This is a genomic window from Novosphingobium sp. (assembly GCF_027489515.1).
GTDB lineage: Bacteria > Pseudomonadota > Alphaproteobacteria > Sphingomonadales > Sphingomonadaceae > Novosphingobium.
In genome coordinates, this window is record NZ_JAIXZS010000028.1 from 57,550 (window position 1) to 75,703 (window position 18,154).

Here is an 18,154-nt window from a genome sequence, read left to right on the forward strand (position 1 = left end):
GTGAAGGGTTGCAGTCAGCGCGGGACTTCTGGCAAGACGACGCCATGACCGGCACCTTCCCCATCACCATCTACCACAACCCCAAGTGCGGCACCTCGCGCAACACGCTGGCGATGATCGAGGCAGCGGGTTACGCGCCCGAGGTCGTCGAGTACGTCAAGGCCGGCTGGACGCGCGCGCAGCTTGACCAGATCCTTGGCCAGATGGGCGCCGCCCCGCGTGAGATCATGCGCACCAAGGGCACGCCGGCGGAAGAGCTCGGCCTCACCGATCCCGCCGCGAGCGACGAGACGATCCTCGCTGCAATGGTGGAGCATCCGATCCTGGTTAACCGGCCCATCGTGGTGACACCGAAGGGCACCAAGCTATGCCGGCCTTCGGAACTGGTGCTCGATCTGCTCGACCGGAAGCCCGAGAGCTTCACCAAGGAAGATGGCGAGGTCGTGAAGCTCTAAAGCTTCACCGGCTCGCCGCCGCGCAGTTCGTGACTGCAGCCGAGCGTGGCGGCGCTGTCTGCCTCGCTCAGCGCGGCGACCGTGCGCCAGCCGATGCTGCGCAGGCGCGCGGCGACATCGCGGTTGTGGCCGAGGGGGAGGAACACGCTTTCCGGCGCCTGTTCGGCTTCGGCGACCTGCGCAATCAGAGCATCGGGATAGAGCGAGAAGCCGGTCGCAACTTCGCCGCTTGGTTCTTTGGCACCGGGGCCCGCGATGCGATAGGTGCCGCCCCGGCCCAGCGCGCCGCGCACCCCATCGGCATAAAGCGTGAAGCCGAGCCACGACTGGTATTCGAAGCCATGCCGCTCCGAAGGATCGAGCGTGAGCCGCGCCGCGCCGCCCAGCGCAGCGGCAATGGCACGCAGCGCGGCGATGCGGCTGGCGAGCGCACCGCCCGCGTCGATCGCGGCGAGCTTCTCGATCGCCGTGTCGAAATCGCCGGTCGCGTAGAGCAGCGGGACATAGGCCTCGCCGCCTGCATCAACGAGCCCGCCGGCATCCTTGGTATCGAGCTCGCGCCGCACCGCCTCGATCTGCTGGGGCGCCAGCGGGAAGGCCTTGGCGGCAAGCGTATCGACGAGATCGGGCAGCGTGAAATCGACGCTGACGCCCTGCGCGCCCGCCGCCTGCAAAGCCTCGATGGCGATGGAAACGACCTCGGTCGCCGCCGCGACATTGTCCGCGCCGATCAGCTCCGCGCCGCACTGCAGCCGTTCGCGCGCCGGATCGAGCGCATCGCCCTTGATGGTGAGCACCTGCCCCGCATAGCAGAGCCGCAAAGGGCGCGCCGCGCCAGCGAGGCGCGTGGTGGCGATGCGGCCGATCTGCGGCGTGTGGTCGCTGCGCAGGCCCATCATCCTGAGGGACGCCGGATCGACGAAGCGGAACATCCGGCGCTGGTTGATCCCGTCCATCCGCGCGGCAAGGCTGCGCTCGAACTCGATCATCGGCGGCAGCACGCGGTCATAGCCGTGGCCGTGCATGACATCCTGCAGGCTGCGCATCACGCGCGTCGTCGCCGCGGCTTCGCGCGGCAGGCGGTCTTCAAGGCCCTCAGGCAGGAGATCGGGGTTCGGTTCGGTCATGACAGCCGCGCCCTAGACCATGGCGCGCGAGAATCGAACCCCAATTGCGCGGGGCGATATCGAGGCGGCGACCTGTAAAGATTGGTGACAAGTTGACACAGTTGACACTGTCCTGGGGAAAAACTGCATTCGATCAGTAAGGCCCGTTTGATCGACTGAGGCGATCAAATGTGGCAAGTCTGGCGTCATGGCTCGCGGCAGGAGCTGAGAGGCTCGATAAGGGTGAACGGACCACAAAACCTTTGCAGATTTGGGCGATGTAGGAAAGCCGCTGCCGCCCGTGCCGCCTGAACCCACACCTTTGCGACGAACTCTGCCTCATGGCGGTGGACGGTAAGAAACTGGCGGACCGTGTCATAGATAATCGGCCCAGTTCCGGCCATCCTGCCAAGGATCGCCGGCCAGAACAATCGCGCACCAGCCCTTGGCGGCGGCCATACGGGAGAGAAAAACGCCATGCCGAACCTTGCGCCGGAGAATGATCGCGGACTTGCGGGCCGAACCGTGTTTGTAAGCGGCGCAGGCGCCGGGATCGGTCGAGCAGTTGCCGAAGCCTTGGGTGCGGCAGGGGCGAACCTTGCGTTGTTCGATCTAAACCTGGCGGCGATCGAAGCCGTGGCCGCGCCCCTGCTGGATCGAGGGCTGCGGGTGAGCTGTCATGCCGGCGACGTCACGTCCGCTGCCGATGTCCATAGCGCCATCGAGCAGGCGGCGCACCTTCACCAAGGTCTTGATGGGGCGGTCAACAACGCCGGTATTGTCGGCGCTTCAGCGGATGTGCTGGACTATCCGGCGGAGGTCTTCAGCCGTGTGCTGGACGTCAATGTCATGGGCGTGCTGCATTGCATGCAGGCGCAGCTCAAGGTGATGAAGCCGCGGGGGCGCGGGGCGATCGTCAATATTGCGTCTGCCGCTGCGATTATCGGATGGGCTGGTCAGAGCGCGTACGTCGCCAGCAAGCATGCCGTCGTCGGTCTGACCAAGACCGCCGCGCTCGAATATGCCGGGCAAGGCATTCGCATCAACGCCGTCTGCCCGGCCTTCATCTATACCGATCTGACGGCGGAGTTATTCAAAATGCCCGGCGTGCATGATGCTGCGGTCGCCAATCATCCGATTGGCCGCCTTGGCCAACCAAGCGAAGTGGCCGAGGCCGTGATGTGGCTGCTATCGGATCGTTCGTCGTTCGCGGTTGGCAGCAGTCTCGTAGTGGACGGCGCATCGACGATCGACTGAACCGGGGTTGCAGTGCTGCGGGAGGCCTTCCGCCGGTTACCCCAGCACGGAAAAGCTGCTCGCCCGGTTGATCGGCCTTAGCCGCGAGAACGCCGCCAGCCCCACATCCCTTCCCGACACCGGCAAGCGGAACTTGAGCGGCATGCCGTCGTGGTCGGCGCCGTTCATCACGCTTTCGATCAGGTGGCCCATCAGGCCGCCAACGAGCGGGGCGTTCTTGAACTGGTTGCCGCTGGTGCCGACGGCGGTGAAGTAGCCGTCCACGTCGCTGCGGTCGTAGACCGGGATCCAGTCCTCGCTGACGTCGTAGAGCGCGGCGAAGCCTTGGGCGGTGTTGGGGATGCCGAGGTGCGGGAAGCGCAGGGCGGCGCGCCAGACCTGGTTGGTCCATTGGTCGGTGAGGCTGGTCTCGTAGTCCTCGCTATCGAGGTATTCGAGGGTATCGCAGGCGGGTTCGAGCGAGCCGATCAGAAGGTGATCGCCTTGCTCCGGGCGCATGTAGATGCCGGCGTCAGCGTCGGTGAGGACGAAGCGCAAGCTTGGGCCTTGCGGCGTCAGCGGCATGGGGACGTGGGCGACTTCCTGCCGCAGCGGGCGGGTGCTGATATGCTCCGGCTGGTGTGCGCCGGCCATGGCGTTGACCCAGCGGGAGGCGGGACCGGCGGCGTTGATGACCACAGGGGTGTGGATCAGGCCGCTCTTGGCTGAGGTGAGGCCGGTGATCTTGCCGGCGGACTGGTGGATGGCCGTGACGGTTTCGTTGAAGCGGAAGTGGCCGCCGGCTTGCTCCACCGCATGGGCGATCTGGGCGGTCGCGAGCTGGGGATCGCTGATATAGCCGCCGGTGGGGCAGAACATCGCGCCTGTGATGGGCTCGCCCGCCGTCTCGCCAAACTGGGGGTCGTCGATGCGGCGGGCGGGGCTGAATTGCCTGAGGTCCGCGCCGGGGAGCCATTCGGGAAGCTCGCTTTTCCCGACATCGCTGAAAGGGACGCCGACCTCGTGCATCACGGCGCGCGTGCCTGTGAGCTGGCGATTGTCCTTGGCCTCAAGCACGAGGCAGCCGCATTCGTTGTAGTGCAGCGCGGAATCGGGGCGGTAGCCGAGGTAATCCGTCCAGTTCTGCCAAGCAAAATGCGCTTCATAGGCGAGCGCGGTGCCGTCGACGGTCGAATAGTAAGGCCGAATGATTGCTGCGGACCACGAGGTGGAGCCGTGCCCCGGTGCGGGTCCGCGATCGACATTCAGGGTGCGGAAGCCGCGCCGCGTGAGATCGAGCGCGATGGCGCACCCGATGACACCGGCGCCGATGATGACGGCGTCGTATGTGCTGTTTTCGGCCATTGAAGACTGAGCCCTTCGTCTCGAAATTGCTGCGGGGAAAAGGCCATGCGCCCCTGATCAATGGCAGGTCGCGGCTGCTTGCTGCGCCTCTAGCCGCCCGTCTTCCCTGCCACTTTCACTCCGGACCAGCTCACTTCGTTGTGGAACGAGACATCGAGCTTTGGGGGCTGCTTCGTGGTGTCGTAGGCGAAGGCGGTGTCGCCATTGGCGTTGACGACCATCTGCATGGCGCGTTCGATGGTGACCGTGACGACCGGGAGGCGCGGATAATCGGAGGTGATGCGGACCTGATTGGGGCCGGTGCGAATAAGCGTGAGCGTGACATCGCTGCGGGAAGAGCCCTGCGAATCCGAAATCACATCGCCGTGCCAGGTGCCAGCCATCATGTCGGCAAGGTCGGGTTTGCGGGCGGGCGGGTCTGCGGCGGCGACGGCAAGAGGCGCGCAGAACCCCGTTACGACGATGGCTGCGAACAGGGCGACAGTTCGGCGGTGCATTGGCATGTCTCCTCGGCTTGGCCACTCCCGGCGGGTCCTCTCCCCTGCCCCCCGGCATGCCCGGAATGAGCGGGAGAGAGGGCCGGGCGCGGCGATCAATGGAAGATGTCGGTCCAGAGCATCCACTTGCCGTCCACCAGCTTGTAGACGACGACGGCGGTGACGTTGGCGTGGACCGAGTTGGCGCCCTTGGTGTCGTATTCGACGCGCGAGATTTCGCGGATGTAGGTGGGGGAGAGACGCTCGGTTTCGAGGACGGTGAGCTTGAGGTTGGTGATCGCAGTGGCGGCGCCGGTCCACCATGCAGTGATGTCCGCACCCTTGTAGAGCTTGTTGTCACCCGGGAGCATCGTCGCGTCGGCGGCATACATCGCGCCGACGGCGGCGGTATCGCCCTTGTTGAACGCAGCGGCGAGCGCGTCGTCAGCGGCCTGGATCATCGCGTTGTCGTTGGCGAGCGCGGGCGTTGCCGAAAGCCCGAAAATGGCCGCAGCCAGAAGCATCTTGCGCATAGTCTGTTCCCCAAGGGTCTGTCCCCTGGGGCAGGAGGCTATGGGCCTTTGCTGGCGGCGTCAAACAGCATTCGGGGCGGATTGGAGCGGGACGAGGCCCCGTCCAATCCGCCCATCAAGATCAGAACTTCAGCGCGCGGACGGTGCGCACGCCCGGAACAGTGCGGGCTTCGGCGAGCACCGCCTCGCTGACGGGGCTATCGACCGAGAGCAGCAGCACCGCCTCGCCGCCGGCCTCGCGGCGGCCGAGGTGGAAGGTGCCGATGTTGATCCCGGCCTTGCCGAGCAGCGTACCGATCGAGCCGATGAAGCCCGGCGCGTCGGTGTTGACGATGTAGAGCATGTCGCCCGCAAGGTCCGCCTCGATGCCGATGCCGAAGATTTCGACGAGGCGCGGATCGCCGTTGCCGAACAGCGTGCCCGCGACCGAGCGATCGCCCTGCGCGGTGCCGACGGTGACGCGCACGAGGGTGTGGTAGATGCCTTCGCGGTCATGCCGCACTTCGCGAACATCGAGCCCGCGTTCCTTGGCGAGGAAGGGCGCGTTGACCATGTTCACGGTCTGCGAATACTGCTTCATGAGCCCCGCGAGCACCGCGCCAGTGATCGGCTTCTGGTTGAGCTGCGCGGCGGCGCCTTCCACTTCGATGGCGATCTTGGTGAGGTTGTCGTGCGCGAGCTGGCCGACGAGGCTGCCGAGACGTTCGGCGAGCGCCATGTAGGGCTTGAGCTTGGGCGCTTCCTCGGCCGAGAGGCTGGGCATGTTGAGCGCGTTGGTGACGCCGCCGGTCACGAGGAATTCGGCCATCTGCTCGGCCACCTGCAGCGCGACGTTGACCTGCGCTTCGGTCGTGCTCGCGCCCAGATGCGGGGTGCAGATGAAGTTGGGCGTGCCGAACAGCGGCGATTCCTTGGCGGGCTCGGTCTCGAACACGTCGAGCGCGGCGCCGGCGATGTGGCCCGCGTCCATCAGGTCCTTGAGCGCGGCTTCATCAATCAGGCCGCCGCGCGCGCAGTTGATGATGCGCACGCCCTTCTTCGTCTTGCCGAGGTTGTCGCGGCTGAGGATGTTCTTCGTCTCGCTGGTGAGCGGGGTGTGCAGCGTGATGAAATCCGCCTTGGCGAGGAGCGTTTCGAGATCGGCCTTTTCGACGCCGATCTCGATCGCGCGTTCGGGGGTGAGGAAGGGATCGTAAGCGACGACCTTCATCTTGAGGCCAAGCGCGCGGCTGGCGACGATCGAGCCGATATTGCCTGCGCCGATGAGGCCCAGCGTCTTGCCGGTAACTTCGACGCCCATGAAGCCGTTCTTCGGCCAGAGGCCCTGCTGCGTCTGCGCGTTGGCTTCGGGAATCTGGCGGGCGAGCGCGAACATGAGGGCGATGGCGTGTTCGGCGGTGGTGATCGAGTTGCCGAACGGGGTGTTCATCACCACCACGCCCTTGGTCGAGGCATAGGGGATATCGACGTTGTCGACGCCGATGCCGGCGCGGCCGATCACCTTGAGGCGGGTGGCGGCATCGAGGATCGCCTTGGTCACCTTGGTCGAGGAGCGGATGGCAAGGCCATCATACTCGCCAATGCGGGCGATCAGCTGCTCGGGGGTTTCGCCGGTGATGACATCCACATCGCAGCCGCTTTCGGCAAAGATGCGGGCTGCATTGGGGTCCATCTTGTCGGAGATGAGAACGCGGGGCTTGGTCATGGGGAGAGTCCTTGGGAATCGGGGTGCGGGCGGCCATGCCCCCCGCCGCAGCGGGGGGTGCCGGGAGATCAGGCGGAGGCGGTGGCCTTGACTTCGGCCCAGGCCCAATCGAGCCAGGGGCCGAGATCGGCAATATCCGCGGCATCGACGGTGGCGCCGCACCAGATGCGCAGGCCCGGGGGCGCGTCGCGGTAACCGGCGATGTCGTAGGCTGCGCCTGCCTTTTCGAGCAGGCCGGCAAACGCCTTGATCAGCGCTTCGTCCGCGCCTTCGACAGTAAGGCAGACCGAAGTCATCGAGCGCGAGGCAGGATCGGCAGCGAGATGGCCGAGCCAATCACGCTCCTGCACCAGCTTGTCGAGCGCGGCGGCGTTGGCGGCGCAGCGGGCCTTGAGGCCTTCGAGCCCGCCGACGGACTTTGCCCATTCAAGCGCGAAGATCGCGTCTTCCACCGCGAGCATCGAGGGGGTGTTGATCGTCTCGCCCTTGAACACGCCCTCGGTGAGCTTGCCCTTGGAAACGAGGCGGAACACCTTGGGCAGCGGCCAGGCGGGGGTGTAGGTCTCGAGGCGCTCCACGGCGCGGGGCCCGAGGATGAGGACGCCGTGGCCACCTTCACCGCCCAGCACTTTCTGCCAGGAGAAGGTGGCGACATCGATCTTGTCCCACGGAATGTCGTAGGCGAAGACGGCGCTGGTGGCGTCGGCGAAGGTCAGGCCTTCGCGGTTGTCAGGGATCCAGTCACCGTTCGGAACGCGCACGCCCGAAGTGGTGCCGTTCCAGGTGAACAGCACGTCGGTCGAGAAGTCGATGGCGGAAAGATCGGGGAGCTGGCCGTAATCGGCGCGCACCACGGTGGGATCGATCTTGAGCTGCTTGACTGCATCGGTGACCCAACCCTCACCAAAGCTTTCCCAGGCCATCGCGGTGACCGGACGGGCGCCCAGCATCGTCCACATCGCCATTTCGAAGGCGCCGGTATCGGAGCCCGGCACGATGCCGATGCGGTGCGTATCGGGGAGCTGCAGCACCTCGCGCATCAGATCGATGCACAGCTGCAGACGTGTCTTGCCGATCTTCGAGCGATGCGAACGCCCGAGCACTTCGACAGCGAGTTTGGCGGGATCGTATCCGGGCGGCTTGGCGCAGGGGCCGGACGAGAAGTGAGGGCGCGCGGGTTTGCGCGCCGGCATTTGTGCAGTCATGTAGTCTCTCCTTGCAGAGAGCACGCGCGGCGTTGGGACCGCGTGGCCCGGGGTGGCTCATAGGGGCATGCGGCAAACTGTCAACCAGCAAGGGGGGCAGGGCTCGCCTTAAGGTCTGCGCTAAGCCCAAATTAACCATGGCGGCTGCACACTCTCCGCATGGTATTCCGCCCTGCGTTTGCCCGCTTCATGCTGCTGGTGCTGACCCTTTCGGCACTGGTGACGGGCTGCGTCGGTGCGCCCGAGCCGGTCCGCCGCCCGGTGCGCACAAGCACCGCCTGGACCCCGCCCGCCTCGCCGGACGGCCGCATGTGCCTTGCCAATCTGAGCCGCAGCTATGCGAATTTCACGCCGCTGCCCGACCAGTATTACGGCGCGGGCTGCTCGGCGGTCGGCGCGGTGCGGCTGGCTTCGCTGCGCAGCGATGATGGCTTGCTGCAGCTTTCCAATCTCGGCCCGGTCACCTGCCCGCTGGCGAGCACGCTCTCCGGCTGGGCGCGCTTCGGCGTGGATCGTGCCGCCCGATCGATCCTTGGCAGCCCGCTGGTGCGGATCGAAACGATGGGCAGCTATTCCTGCCGCAACGTGGCGGGAACCTCGCGGCTTTCCGCCCATGCCAGCGCCAATGCGGTGGATGTGAGCGGGTTCGTGCTAGCCGATGGCCGGCGCATAACCGTGCTGCGCGACTGGGACAACGAGAGCCCGCAGATCCGCGCCTTCCTCGCCACGATCAGGATGAGCGCCTGCAAGCGCTTCGGCACCGTGCTGAGCCCGGAATACAACCCCGCGCACCGCGATCACTTCCATCTGGAGGTGGGGAACACGCGGCCCTTTTGCCGCTGACGCGCGGCCCCCGAAAGGTCAGGCCGCGATGTCGCCCAGCCCGCTGGCTTCAATGCGCAAGCGGACGGCTTCGGCGGCATGACGCGCGCCGAGCTTGCCCATCATCTTCATGCGGTGGATTTCCACGGTGCGCGGGCTGATTTCCAGTTCGCGCGCGATGGCCTTGTTGCTGCACCCTTCGGCGAGCCGGTCCAGCACCTCGCGCTCGCGCATCGAGAGGCGGGCAATGCGCTGGCGCGCCTCTGCGGCGCGGGCGCGCTGCTGGCGCTGGGCATCGGCTTCACGTGCGCAGCGAGCCACCGCCTCGTTCAGCGGGGCGATCTGTTCGGGCACGGTGAGATAATCCAGCGCGCCAGCCTTGATCGCCGAAACCACCGCGTTGATCGTCGGCGACTCCGCAATCGCGATGATCGGCAGCCACTGCCCCGACCGCATCATGGTGGCGACAAGGTTCGAAATCCCCTTCCCCACCGGTTCATCCTGCGCGAGGACAAGACCGCCCGATGGCGCATGGCTTAGCAGCTCATCCGCGTGAGCGTAGATCTCCGCATGATGCCCAGCGGCGAAGGCGAGACGAGCGAGCTGGGCCCTGCGGGCGGAGTCGCTATCAAGGATGTGGAGGGTGGCGCGTTCGATCATGGGTTAACCAAACCACGATCAGGGGGCCTCGCGCCAATGAGGTTAGCTTCGTTCTGAACCCACAACGACGCCTTTGCGGCGGCGCATATGTCATTTCCTAAGGGAATTATGCTCCAGAATGGACCCGATAGACCCGCATTGGCGCTTAGTAAGGCTCCTTGGGCGCAATCCGCAGTGTGAACCGATTTGGCTAAGGAGTTTCCCTTAGGACCTGCGCTTTGCTAACGAGAATGGCGCAGGATCAACTCCGGCGATCGTCGAAGCTGTAGTCAGGCAGCGAATAGAACGCCGAACGCAGCGCCTCGCCCCAGCTTGAGGAAATCAGCTTGAAGAAAGGATCATCGGCGGTGATCCGTTTCTGGTGGAGCGGCTCGAACCGGTCGCGCTCGATCACCATGAGATCGAAGGGCAGCCCGACAGAGAGATTGGCGGCCAGCGTTGAATCGAACGAGACCATCAGCAGCTTGACCGCATCCTCGAAGCTCATCGCCTTGTCGTAGCCGCGCACAAGGATCGGGCGGCCGTACTTGGTCTCGCCGATCTGGAAGAACGGCGTATCGAACGATGCTTCGATGAAATTGCCTTCGGGATAGATGAGGAAGAGACGAGGCTCCATGTCCTTGATCTGGCCCGCCACGATCATCGAGGCGGTGAAGCGCGGGCCCTCGACCTGGCCCCCGGCGCCCTGCATGCCGGCATCCTGCCGCCCCTCGATCACGTCGCTGAGCAGGCGACCGACGAGCGTCGCGACCTGAAACATCGTCGGCGCATCGAGAATCGAAGGGCGCCGCTCGCCGGGTGCCTTGGTGCGCTCCTCGAGCTGGCTGATCACCGATTGAGTCGTCGCGAGGTTGCCCGCGGTCATGATCGAGATGATCCGCTCGCCCGGCACCGACCACGTAAACATCTTGCGGAACGTGGAAATATTGTCGACGCCCGAGTTCGTCCGGGTATCGCTCATCAGCACGAGGCCCTTGTCGAGCACCATCCCCACGCAATAGGTCATTGGTCCTGCCCCCCGTTTTTCGGCATCGTCCGGACTCGCGCGCGGGCTCACTGTTCCACACGCTGCTGCGCGACGGCAAGCTTCACGTGCAAAGTTTCGTCGTAAGCGCCGTATCGGATACCGGTTACAGGGGCGGCGTCGCGATAATCCCGGCCTGTTGCAACGCGGACATAGTGCGGATCGGGGGATATCCCGTTGGAAATGTCAAAGCCGACCCAGCCGAGTCCCTCCACCATGGCCTCGGCCCAGGCGTGTCCGGCGTCCTGTTCGACGCGGTCCGTCATCATCAGGTAGCCACTGACGTAGCGCGCTGGCACTCCCAATGCGCGCGCGGCGGCAATAAATACGTGGGCATGGTCCTGGCACACGCCGTGCCCGGCGGCGAGCACGGCCTCGGCGTTGCTCGCGGTATCGGTATGGCCCGAGGCATACTCGACCGCCCCCCGGACGAGGGCGGACAGCGCGTGCAGCTTTTCCAGCGTATCCTGCTTGCCTGAAAGACCCGCCAGCAGCGCCCGCAGGCGCGGGCCGCCGCTGGTGAGTTCGGTCGGCTGGCGGAAGTGCCACAGCGGCAAATAGCCCGCGTGGTGGCCGACAATGCCGGCTTTGTCGCTTGTATCGACCACGCCCTCGCAGCGGATCGTCACCTCGGTGACGCCAGGCTCGAACGCGATCAGGGTGACGTGGTTGGCGTTCTCGTCATCGTATTCGACTTCCTGCCGCGCGCCTTCGAGCCCGATCTTCCACTTGGCGATCGATTGGCCTGCACTCGTCTTGGGCGTCAGACGCAGCCGCTGCAGCCCGCGCGCGGCGGGGGCGGAGAAGGTGTAGTGCGTGGTATGATCAACCCAGAGCCGCAATTTTCCAAATCCCTTGGCGCCCGTTTCTCTCAATCTATAAAGCGATAGTCGTACTGGATCTGGTTGGCGAGCCGCGTGTTGCGATTGATGAATTTCGCGATGTATTCATGCAGCCCCTGCTCGAAGATCGCGTCGATCGTGATCGTGTGCAGATCGCAATCCGCCTCTTGCAGGATGGCGTGGGCGTCGGTCTCGCAGCCATATTCGCGCGCGAGGTGTTCGAGATTGCTCCTGAGCTTTCCGTAGCAGAACGCGAGGCTGCGCGGGAAGCGGCTATCAAGGATGAGGAATTCGGCGATCCCGCGCGCTTCCATGCGGCCCGCGTTGAGCCAGCGGTAGGCGCGTTCACCCGCGAGGGAACGCAGCACGTTCTCCCACTGCACATTGTCGAGGCTGGAGCCGACATAGGAAATCGAGGGGAGCAGCACATAGTACTTCACGTCGAGAATGCGCGCGGTGTTGTCCGCGCGTTCGATGAAGCTGCCGATGCGCGCGAAATTATAGATCTCGTTGCGCAGCATGGTGCCTTCCATCGCCCCGCGCACCTGTGTCGACTGGCGGCGGAGCGTATCGAGCACATCGCCGAGGCGGGTTTCGGTGACGGGGCGGGCGAGCAGGTCGCGCATCCTCAGCCAGCTGTCGTTGACCGATTCCCACACCTCGCGCGTGATCCCGGCGCGGACCATGCGCGCGTTGGTGCGCGCAAGCTCGCACATGGCGAGGACGTTGCCGGGGTTGTCCTTGTCGCGCAGGATGAAGTTGATCACGTTCGGCCCGGCATAGTCGCTGCCGAACTTCGCTTCGTACAAGGCGCGCAGCCCGAGCGTGACGATGACCGAGCGCCACTCGTCGCTTGCATCGCGGGCATCGCGGGTGAGCGCCATGCGGAAGCCCGCCTCGATCAGGCGCGCGGTGTTCTCCGCCCGCTCGAGGTTGCGGAACAGCCAGAAGATGCCGTTTGCGCTGCGTCCCAACATGCTAGTCGTCCAGCACCCAGCTGTCCTTCGTGCCGCCGCCCTGCGACGAGTTCACGACGAGCGAGCCCTTCTTGAGCGCGACGCGGGTGAGGCCGCCGGGGGTGATGTCGATCCCGCCGGGCGAGACGAGCACGAAGGGCCGAAGATCGACATGACGCGGCGAGAGCCCCCCGCGGCCGAGGATCGGCACGGTGGAGAGCGAAAGCGTAGGCTGCGCGATGTAGTTGTGCGGCCGCGCGGCGAGCTTGGCGGCGAACGCAGCGATTTCCTTCTTCGAGGAGGTCGGCCCGATCAGCATGCCATAGCCGCCCGAGCCGTGGACTTCCTTCACGACGAGTTCGCTGAGGTGTTCGAGCACGTACTTCAGCGCATCGGGTTCGGAGCAGCGCCAGGTCGGGACGTTGGGCAGGATCGGTTTCTCGCCGGTGTAGAACTCGACGATTTCCGGCATGAACGAATAGATCGCCTTGTCGTCGGCGATGCCGGTGCCCGGTGCGTTGGCGATGGTGATTCCGCCCGCGCGGTAGACGTCCATGATGCCCGAGACGCCGAGCATGGAGTCCGGATTGAAGGTCAGCGGATCGAGGTATTCATCGTCCACCCGGCGGTAGAGCACGTCGATCGGCTGGTAGCCTTGCGTGGTGCGCATGGCGATGCGGCCGTTCTCGATCCGGAGGTCGCTGCCCTCGACCAGTTCGGCGCCCATCTGGTCCGCGAGGAAGGCATGCTCGAAATAGGCCGAGTTGTAGATCCCGGGTGTGAGCACCGCGACGACCGGCTGGTGGCCCTTGGCGGCGGGCGGGAGGCAGGCCGCAAGGCTCCGGGCAAGACGGCGGGGATAATCCGAAACCTCGCGCACGCGGACCCGCGTGAACAGTTCCGGGAACATCGCCATCATCGTCTCGCGGTTCTCCAGCATGTAGGAGACGCCCGAGGGTGTGCGCGCGTTGTCTTCGAGCACCATGAACTCGTCCTCGTCGGTGCGGACGAGATCAATGCCGACGATATGGGTGTAAACCCCGCCGGGCGGCGTGAAGCCGACCATCTGGGGGAGGAAGGCCGGGTTCTTTTCCAAGAGGCGCGCGGGCAGGCGGCCCGAGCGGACGATTTCCTGCCGATGGTAAAGATCGTGCAGGAACGCGTTGAGCGCGCGAACACGCTGCTCGATCCCGCGCGAGAGCCGGCGCCACTGGTGCGCGGTGATGATGCGCGGCACCATGTCGAACGGGATCAGCCGCTCCTCGGCGTCCTCGCTCCCGTAGACGTTGAAGGTGATACCAGTGCGGCGGAAGAACGCCTCAGCCTCGGTCCCCTTGCGGCGCAACAGATCGGCCGGCTGCTCCGCATACCATTCTTCATAGCCGCGATAGGCTGGGCGCACCGAACCATCGGCGGCAAACATCTCATCATACGATGAGGGCGAGGCTGCTTTCATGCGATCATCCCGATGCGCCGAAGCTTGCACAGCGCGCGGGCTTTGCCAAGCGCCATGCTGCACCTGCGAGACAAAAATGTAACCGATCCGCATCCCAAAGCGTTGCCACGCTTCGCGCTTGCCTTGGCCCCGGCAAGGTGACACGTTTAACCGCACGGCTAATTTCCGGGAGAGAGCAAGCCATGGGCGAGATCCATCACCGCACCTGCCATATCTGCGAGGCCAATTGCGGCGTGCTGGTGGAGGTGGAAGGCCCACCGGGATCAAGGCGCGTCGTCTCGATCAAGGGCGATCCCGACAACCCGCTATCGCGCGGGCACATCTGCCCCAAAGCGACTGCGCTGGAAGACCTGCAGAACGATCCCGACCGCCTGCGCAAGCCGCAGAAGCGCGTGGGCGATGCGTGGCACGACATCAGCTGGGAACAGGCCTTCCGCGAAATCGGCGAGAAGACCCGTGCCATCCTTGCGCGCGATCCCGCCAGCACCGCGACGTATATCGGCAACCCCAATGCGCACTCCTATGGCAACGCGCTCAACGCGCACCACCTGACCAAGGCGCTGGGGACAAAGAACCAGTTCTCCGCGAGCACGGTGGACCAGATGCCGCACCAGGTGGCGAACCTGCTGATGTATGGGCACGCCAGCATGTTCGGCATTCCGGATATCGACCGGACCGACACGCTGATCATCATAGGCGGCAATCCGATGGCATCGAACGGCTCGGTGTGGACCGTGCCCGATTTCAGGAACCGGGTACGCGCACTGAAGGCCCGCGGCGGACAACTGGTGGTGATCGATCCGCGCCGGACCGAGACCGCCAAGATCGCCGACCGGCACCTGTTCGTGAAGCCAGCCAGCGATGTGTTCCTTCTGGTGGCTTTGCTGAAGGCAGTCTTGGCGCGCCGCCCCTTCCAGCCAGTGCAGGAGTTCGTGACCGGGATGGACGAGGTTGCCGCGCTGCTTGCCCGGTTCGATGATGCGGCCTGCCTCGCTGCCTCGGGTGTTTCGGCGGATGATGTTGCCTTCCTCGCCGATCGCCTGACGGCCGGCCGCGCCGCACTCTATGGCCGGCTTGGCATCGCCACGCAGCGCCACGGCACGCTCAACGCCTGGCTCATTGCGCTGATCAACATTGCGGCGGGCCAGCTCGACCGCGAGGGTGGCACCGTGTTCCCAATCCCCGCGCTGGACACCATTTCCATGCTGCCGCGCGGCTCGCTCGGCAAGTTCACCTCGCGCGTTTCGGGCCACAAGTCGGTGCTCGGCGAGTTTCCCGCCGCGGCACTGGCCGAAGAAATCGAGACACCGGGCGAAGGCCAGATCAGGGCGCTGTTCGTGGTGGCCGGCAATCCGGTCCTCTCGACGCCCAATGGCCCACGGCTCGACGAGGCGCTGGCACGCCTTGAACTGATGGTCTCGGTCGACATGTACCGCAATGCCACCAGCCGCCGCGCGCACTACATCCTGCCGCCGACGGGGCCGCTGGAGCGCGACCATTACGGCCTGTTCCTGCTGCCCATGGCGGTGCGCAACGTAGCGGTCTATTCGCAGCCCACGCTGGAACGCGAAGACCCGGCGGCGCTGCACGACTGGGAGATCCTGCGCGGGCTGGCGCAGGCGATCAGCGGCCAGCCCGTGCAGGAGCCCACCCCGCGCGAGGCGCTCGATCACCTGCTCAGGACCGGCCCCTACAAGGTCTCGCTCGCAGAGGTCGAAGCCGCGCCCTCGGGCCTCGATTTCGGACCGCCCAAGACGGGTGTGCTGCCCGAACGCCTGCGCAGCGACGACCAGACGGTGAGCTGCGCCGTGCCCGCCTTCATGGCCGCGCTGGCCGCGCTGGACGTGGACGTGCCCGAGAGCGGCAAACTCACGCTGATCGGCCGGCGGCACTTGCGCACCAACAATTCCTGGCTCGCCAACAGCCACCGCCTGACCAAGGGGCCGAACCGCTGCACGCTGATGATCCATCCGGATGATGCGGCCGCAGCCGGCCTTGCAGACGGCGACATGGCGGCCGTCCGCTCGTCCTCCGGCGAGATCGTCATCCCGGCCGAAGTGACGGGCGACATGATGCCCGGCACAGTCTCGATCCCGCACGGCTGGGGGCATGATCTGCCCGGCATGGCCATGCAGGTCGCACGGAGCCGCGCCGGGGTGAGCGCCAACGCGCTGACCGAATCGGGTTCGCTTGACCCGTTATCGGGCAATGCGGCGCTGTCAGGCGTTCAGGTGGAAGTGGCCAGGGCCGAGCTGGAGGCGGCGGAGTAGCCGCCTACTTCTCTTCCTTGCCGGTGCACTCGCCATTGTGCTTGGCGCTGAGTTCCATCTGCATCGACATCGCCTTGCCTTCCGGTCCGGCGCCATTGATCGACATCGTCATCTGGTAGGTATCGGGGGTGTAGCCGCCGACCATGGTCATCGTCTGCGTGCCCTGCTCGGCCTTGCAGGTCATCTTCGCATCGATCTTGCCGCCGCCCATCGAGAAGCTGTCGTACTTGCAGCGCGCATCGGCCTGGCCGAAGAACTTGGCGTCGGGCTTTTCGGCTTCTTCCTTGGTCAGGCAGGTGGCGAAGGTGCGGTCCTTGCCCAGCATCTTGCTCATCATTTCCTTCGCCTCGGGCGGCATGCCTTCCATCTCGAGCTTGACGAACTTCATCGTCGAATCCCAGCGCCCGGGATTGAACTGCAGCCCGGCGTCAGAGACTTTCTTGGCCACGTCAGAGACGCTTTCGTTGGTCGCCGTCACGGTCTTTCCGCTACCGCACCCGGCCAGCGCCAGTGCAGTCGAAAGGGCGATCAGGGGCAGGATCGGCAGGCGCATGGGGTGAGGTCCTCTCGTTCGTTTCGGCAACAGGGCTAACACCCGGGCGGCGGTTTTCCAATGACGCGCATCACAGCGCAGAGCCAGTGCCTCGTCCAAAGGGCATGACCCTAGAAACCGTAGACCAGCGTCAGCCGGCTGGTGGTGTCGGTCAGCGTGCGGATATCGCCTTCGCCGGTTTCATGCTGCAACGTGTAGGACACGCGCGCCTTGAGCTTGCCGGTAAGCTGCGAATCGATCGCCGCGAGCGTGTAGAACGTCCGGCGCACCGCATCGAAATAGGCGCTGGCTTCCTGGCTGTAGTTCAACGTGGGGCTGAGCCTGAGCTTGAGATCGGCCAGCGCGACCGCGGAAAAGGTCCGCTCCAGCGAGCCATCTACCGGCTGCGTCACACGCATTGCCGGGCCGCCCCTGACGCTGAGCTTGCTGCCCTCTTCCTCGAGCAGATTGTAGCCGAGCCCGCCCGAGAGGCTGTACCGGCTCGTGAAGCCCTGGAAGCGGTCCGCCTCGTACTGGCCAAGACCGAAGACGTAGCCACTCTCGTTGAACTTGTAGTTCGGCTCGAAGGTCAGGCGGATCTGGTTGCGCGTCACCACGTCCGAGGTCTTCTGGTAGTCGATCCGGCCCGAAGTCGCGATGCGCCACTTGCGGCCTTCGCCGACGAGCGTGAGGCGCCCGACAAAGCCCGACCCCGGCGCGCTGCCGGTGCTGACGAAGGCGCCGAGCTCGCCTTCGCCGCTCCACTTGGTGGGGCTGGGCGGGGCGGCATTGGCCTGTGATGCGTTCGTTTGTGTGGCCGGCTGGGGGCCTGTCTGCCCCTGCCCGTTCGGGGGCGGGGCAGGCGCCGGGTCCGCCGCCGCAACCTTGGTCTCGGGGGCGGGCGCAGGAGCCGCAGCGGCGAGCGAGGCTGCCTGTTCGTTGCGCGCAACCCAGGCGGTGATGGCCGCCTGCGATTCGGGATGCGCATGGAGCAGATACTGGACCAGCGCCTCAAGCGCGCGGGGATCGTGCGCGGACTGCACCGCTGTCAGCACCTCCGCCATGGCGGCTGGCAACTGCACGGCATCGGAGGGCGGCGACGTCTCCTGCGCCAGAACCGGCGCCGATGGCAGCAGCACGGTGAAGGCGAGGGCCGCGAGGAGGCGCTGATCGGACTGCAGTTCCCGGTTCCTTCGCATGCCGCCCGGCGGCTTCAGGTGTTCACGCTATCATCACGCGATATACCAAACCCGCTCCCGTGCCTATCCACTGCAGCGCGCGGCCCGGTGTGCGCCAAATGGGAGGCCCGGTTCAACCGCTGGAATAGTGCACTTCAGGCACTGGCTGCCGATTGCATGTGCGCGGTTTGTTCCCCATATTCGCCCCATGGCTGAACTCGTGATCCGCAGGGGCTTGGAAGAGCCCGATACCTCCGCCAATTTCGTGCCGCACAAGCCGGCGCGGCCCGAGAAATCGGAGGGCGGGAAGCCGTTCAAGGTGGTCTCCGAATA

Annotated in this window: 17 protein-coding genes; 4 read left to right on the forward strand and 13 right to left on the reverse strand. The window is 65.5% G+C overall.

All coding sequences use genetic code 11. The features are described from left to right. Positions 1–44 precede the first annotated feature (44 nt). Positions 45–455: an arsenate reductase (glutaredoxin) gene (gene arsC, locus Q0082_RS05090; protein ID WP_298190584.1), complete on the forward strand. Its 411-nt coding sequence runs from the start codon at positions 45–47 to the stop codon at positions 453–455. On the opposite strand, the gene Q0082_RS05095 is transcribed toward arsC, so the two are convergent. Continuing rightward, positions 452–1,582 carry an ATP phosphoribosyltransferase regulatory subunit gene (locus Q0082_RS05095; protein WP_298190585.1) on the reverse strand — a complete coding sequence of 377 codons (1,131 nt, stop codon included), beginning with the start codon at positions 1,580–1,582 and terminating at the stop codon, positions 452–454. The genes arsC and Q0082_RS05095 overlap by 4 nt on opposite strands. A gap of 456 nt (positions 1,583–2,038) precedes the next feature. On the opposite strand from Q0082_RS05095, the gene Q0082_RS05100 reads away from it, so the two are divergent. After that, on the forward strand, positions 2,039–2,818 hold the full coding sequence (locus Q0082_RS05100) for an SDR family NAD(P)-dependent oxidoreductase (protein WP_298190586.1): 780 nt from the start codon (positions 2,039–2,041) through the stop codon (positions 2,816–2,818). A 36-nt stretch (positions 2,819–2,854) separates the two neighbouring features. Here the strand turns inward: Q0082_RS05100 and Q0082_RS05105 are convergent, their stop codons facing one another. The 5 genes from Q0082_RS05105 to Q0082_RS05125 form a co-directional block, all read right to left on the reverse strand. Continuing rightward, on the reverse strand, positions 2,855–4,162 hold the full coding sequence (locus tag Q0082_RS05105; RefSeq protein WP_298190587.1) for an FAD-dependent oxidoreductase: 1,308 nt from the start codon (positions 4,160–4,162) through the stop codon (positions 2,855–2,857). Positions 4,163–4,251: 89 nt separating this feature from the next. Beyond that, positions 4,252–4,659, reverse strand: a complete 408-nt coding sequence (locus Q0082_RS05110) for a hypothetical protein (protein WP_298190588.1) — start codon at positions 4,657–4,659, stop codon at positions 4,252–4,254. 95 nt (positions 4,660–4,754) lie between these two features. Beyond that, positions 4,755–5,171 (reverse strand): nuclear transport factor 2 family protein, encoded by a 417-nt coding sequence (locus Q0082_RS05115; protein ID WP_298190590.1) that lies wholly within the window; start codon positions 5,169–5,171, stop codon positions 4,755–4,757. 121 nt (positions 5,172–5,292) lie between these two features. Next, complete coding sequence (gene serA / locus Q0082_RS05120) at positions 5,293–6,876, reverse strand: phosphoglycerate dehydrogenase (protein ID WP_298190591.1); 1,584 nt, start codon at positions 6,874–6,876, stop codon at positions 5,293–5,295. 68 nt (positions 6,877–6,944) lie between these two features. Further along, on the reverse strand, positions 6,945–8,081 hold the full coding sequence (locus Q0082_RS05125) for a phosphoserine transaminase (RefSeq protein WP_298190592.1): 1,137 nt from the start codon (positions 8,079–8,081) through the stop codon (positions 6,945–6,947). A gap of 159 nt (positions 8,082–8,240) precedes the next feature. Here Q0082_RS05125 and Q0082_RS05130 point away from each other — a divergent pair, with 159 nt between their 5' ends. Beyond that, on the forward strand, positions 8,241–8,924 hold the full coding sequence (locus tag Q0082_RS05130) for an extensin family protein (RefSeq protein WP_298190593.1): 684 nt from the start codon (positions 8,241–8,243) through the stop codon (positions 8,922–8,924). Between the two features lie 18 nt (positions 8,925–8,942). Here Q0082_RS05130 and Q0082_RS05135 read toward each other — a convergent pair whose 3' ends face one another. The 5 genes from Q0082_RS05135 to Q0082_RS05155 all read right to left on the reverse strand — a co-directional run bounded on the left by Q0082_RS05135 (position 8,943) and on the right by Q0082_RS05155 (position 13,841). Further along, positions 8,943–9,563, reverse strand: a complete 621-nt coding sequence (locus tag Q0082_RS05135) for a LuxR C-terminal-related transcriptional regulator (RefSeq protein WP_298190594.1) — start codon at positions 9,561–9,563, stop codon at positions 8,943–8,945. Positions 9,564–9,804: 241 nt separating this feature from the next. Further along, on the reverse strand, positions 9,805–10,569 hold the full coding sequence (locus Q0082_RS05140; RefSeq protein ID WP_298190595.1) for a proteasome-type protease: 765 nt from the start codon (positions 10,567–10,569) through the stop codon (positions 9,805–9,807). 47 nt (positions 10,570–10,616) lie between these two features. After that, positions 10,617–11,429 carry a transglutaminase family protein gene (locus tag Q0082_RS05145; protein WP_298190597.1) on the reverse strand — a complete coding sequence of 271 codons (813 nt, stop codon included), beginning with the start codon at positions 11,427–11,429 and terminating at the stop codon, positions 10,617–10,619. Between the two features lie 29 nt (positions 11,430–11,458). Beyond that, positions 11,459–12,406, reverse strand: a complete 948-nt coding sequence (locus Q0082_RS05150) for an alpha-E domain-containing protein (RefSeq protein WP_298190598.1) — start codon at positions 12,404–12,406, stop codon at positions 11,459–11,461. A 1-nt stretch (position 12,407) separates the two neighbouring features. Next, a complete protein-coding gene (locus Q0082_RS05155; RefSeq protein WP_298190599.1) occupies positions 12,408–13,841 on the reverse strand; it encodes a circularly permuted type 2 ATP-grasp protein in 1,434 nt (477 codons plus the stop codon). A gap of 182 nt (positions 13,842–14,023) precedes the next feature. On the opposite strand from Q0082_RS05155, the gene Q0082_RS05160 reads away from it, so the two are divergent. Then, complete coding sequence (locus Q0082_RS05160) at positions 14,024–16,111, forward strand: molybdopterin-dependent oxidoreductase (RefSeq protein ID WP_298190600.1); 2,088 nt, start codon at positions 14,024–14,026, stop codon at positions 16,109–16,111. A 4-nt stretch (positions 16,112–16,115) separates the two neighbouring features. Here the strand turns inward: Q0082_RS05160 and Q0082_RS05165 are convergent, their stop codons facing one another. After that, positions 16,116–16,664, reverse strand: a complete 549-nt coding sequence (locus Q0082_RS05165) for a DUF3617 domain-containing protein (RefSeq protein WP_298190601.1) — start codon at positions 16,662–16,664, stop codon at positions 16,116–16,118. 110 nt (positions 16,665–16,774) lie between these two features. Next, a complete protein-coding gene (locus tag Q0082_RS05170) occupies positions 16,775–17,842 on the reverse strand; it encodes a DUF481 domain-containing protein (protein WP_298190602.1) in 1,068 nt (355 codons plus the stop codon). Positions 17,843–18,154 lie beyond the last annotated feature (312 nt).

What these genes read in the sequence shown, in the direction of transcription:
- Q0082_RS05165 (WP_298190601.1), bottom strand. Translation starts at nt 16,664, where the DNA reads ATGCGCCTGCCGATCCTGCCCCTGATCGCCCTTTCGACTGCACTGGCG.
- Q0082_RS05105 (WP_298190587.1), bottom strand. Translation starts at nt 4,162, where the DNA reads ATGGCCGAAAACAGCACATACGACGCCGTCATCATCGGCGCCGGTGTC.
- Q0082_RS05110 (WP_298190588.1), bottom strand. Translation starts at nt 4,659, where the DNA reads ATGCACCGCCGAACTGTCGCCCTGTTCGCAGCCATCGTCGTAACGGGG.
- Q0082_RS05130 (WP_298190593.1), top strand. Translation starts at nt 8,241, where the DNA reads ATGGTATTCCGCCCTGCGTTTGCCCGCTTCATGCTGCTGGTGCTGACC.
- Q0082_RS05170 (WP_298190602.1), bottom strand. Translation starts at nt 17,842, where the DNA reads ATGCGAAGGAACCGGGAACTGCAGTCCGATCAGCGCCTCCTCGCGGCC.
- Q0082_RS05095 (WP_298190585.1), bottom strand. Translation starts at nt 1,582, where the DNA reads ATGACCGAACCGAACCCCGATCTCCTGCCTGAGGGCCTTGAAGACCGC.
- Q0082_RS05155 (WP_298190599.1), bottom strand. Translation starts at nt 13,841, where the DNA reads ATGAAAGCAGCCTCGCCCTCATCGTATGATGAGATGTTTGCCGCCGAT.
- Q0082_RS05150 (WP_298190598.1), bottom strand. Translation starts at nt 12,406, where the DNA reads ATGTTGGGACGCAGCGCAAACGGCATCTTCTGGCTGTTCCGCAACCTC.
- Q0082_RS05160 (WP_298190600.1), top strand. Translation starts at nt 14,024, where the DNA reads ATGGGCGAGATCCATCACCGCACCTGCCATATCTGCGAGGCCAATTGC.
- arsC (WP_298190584.1), top strand. Translation starts at nt 45, where the DNA reads ATGACCGGCACCTTCCCCATCACCATCTACCACAACCCCAAGTGCGGC.
- Q0082_RS05100 (WP_298190586.1), top strand. Translation starts at nt 2,039, where the DNA reads ATGCCGAACCTTGCGCCGGAGAATGATCGCGGACTTGCGGGCCGAACC.
- Q0082_RS05140 (WP_298190595.1), bottom strand. Translation starts at nt 10,569, where the DNA reads ATGACCTATTGCGTGGGGATGGTGCTCGACAAGGGCCTCGTGCTGATG.
- Q0082_RS05125 (WP_298190592.1), bottom strand. Translation starts at nt 8,081, where the DNA reads ATGACTGCACAAATGCCGGCGCGCAAACCCGCGCGCCCTCACTTCTCG.
- serA (WP_298190591.1), bottom strand. Translation starts at nt 6,876, where the DNA reads ATGACCAAGCCCCGCGTTCTCATCTCCGACAAGATGGACCCCAATGCA.
- Q0082_RS05115 (WP_298190590.1), bottom strand. Translation starts at nt 5,171, where the DNA reads ATGCGCAAGATGCTTCTGGCTGCGGCCATTTTCGGGCTTTCGGCAACG.
- Q0082_RS05135 (WP_298190594.1), bottom strand. Translation starts at nt 9,563, where the DNA reads ATGATCGAACGCGCCACCCTCCACATCCTTGATAGCGACTCCGCCCGC.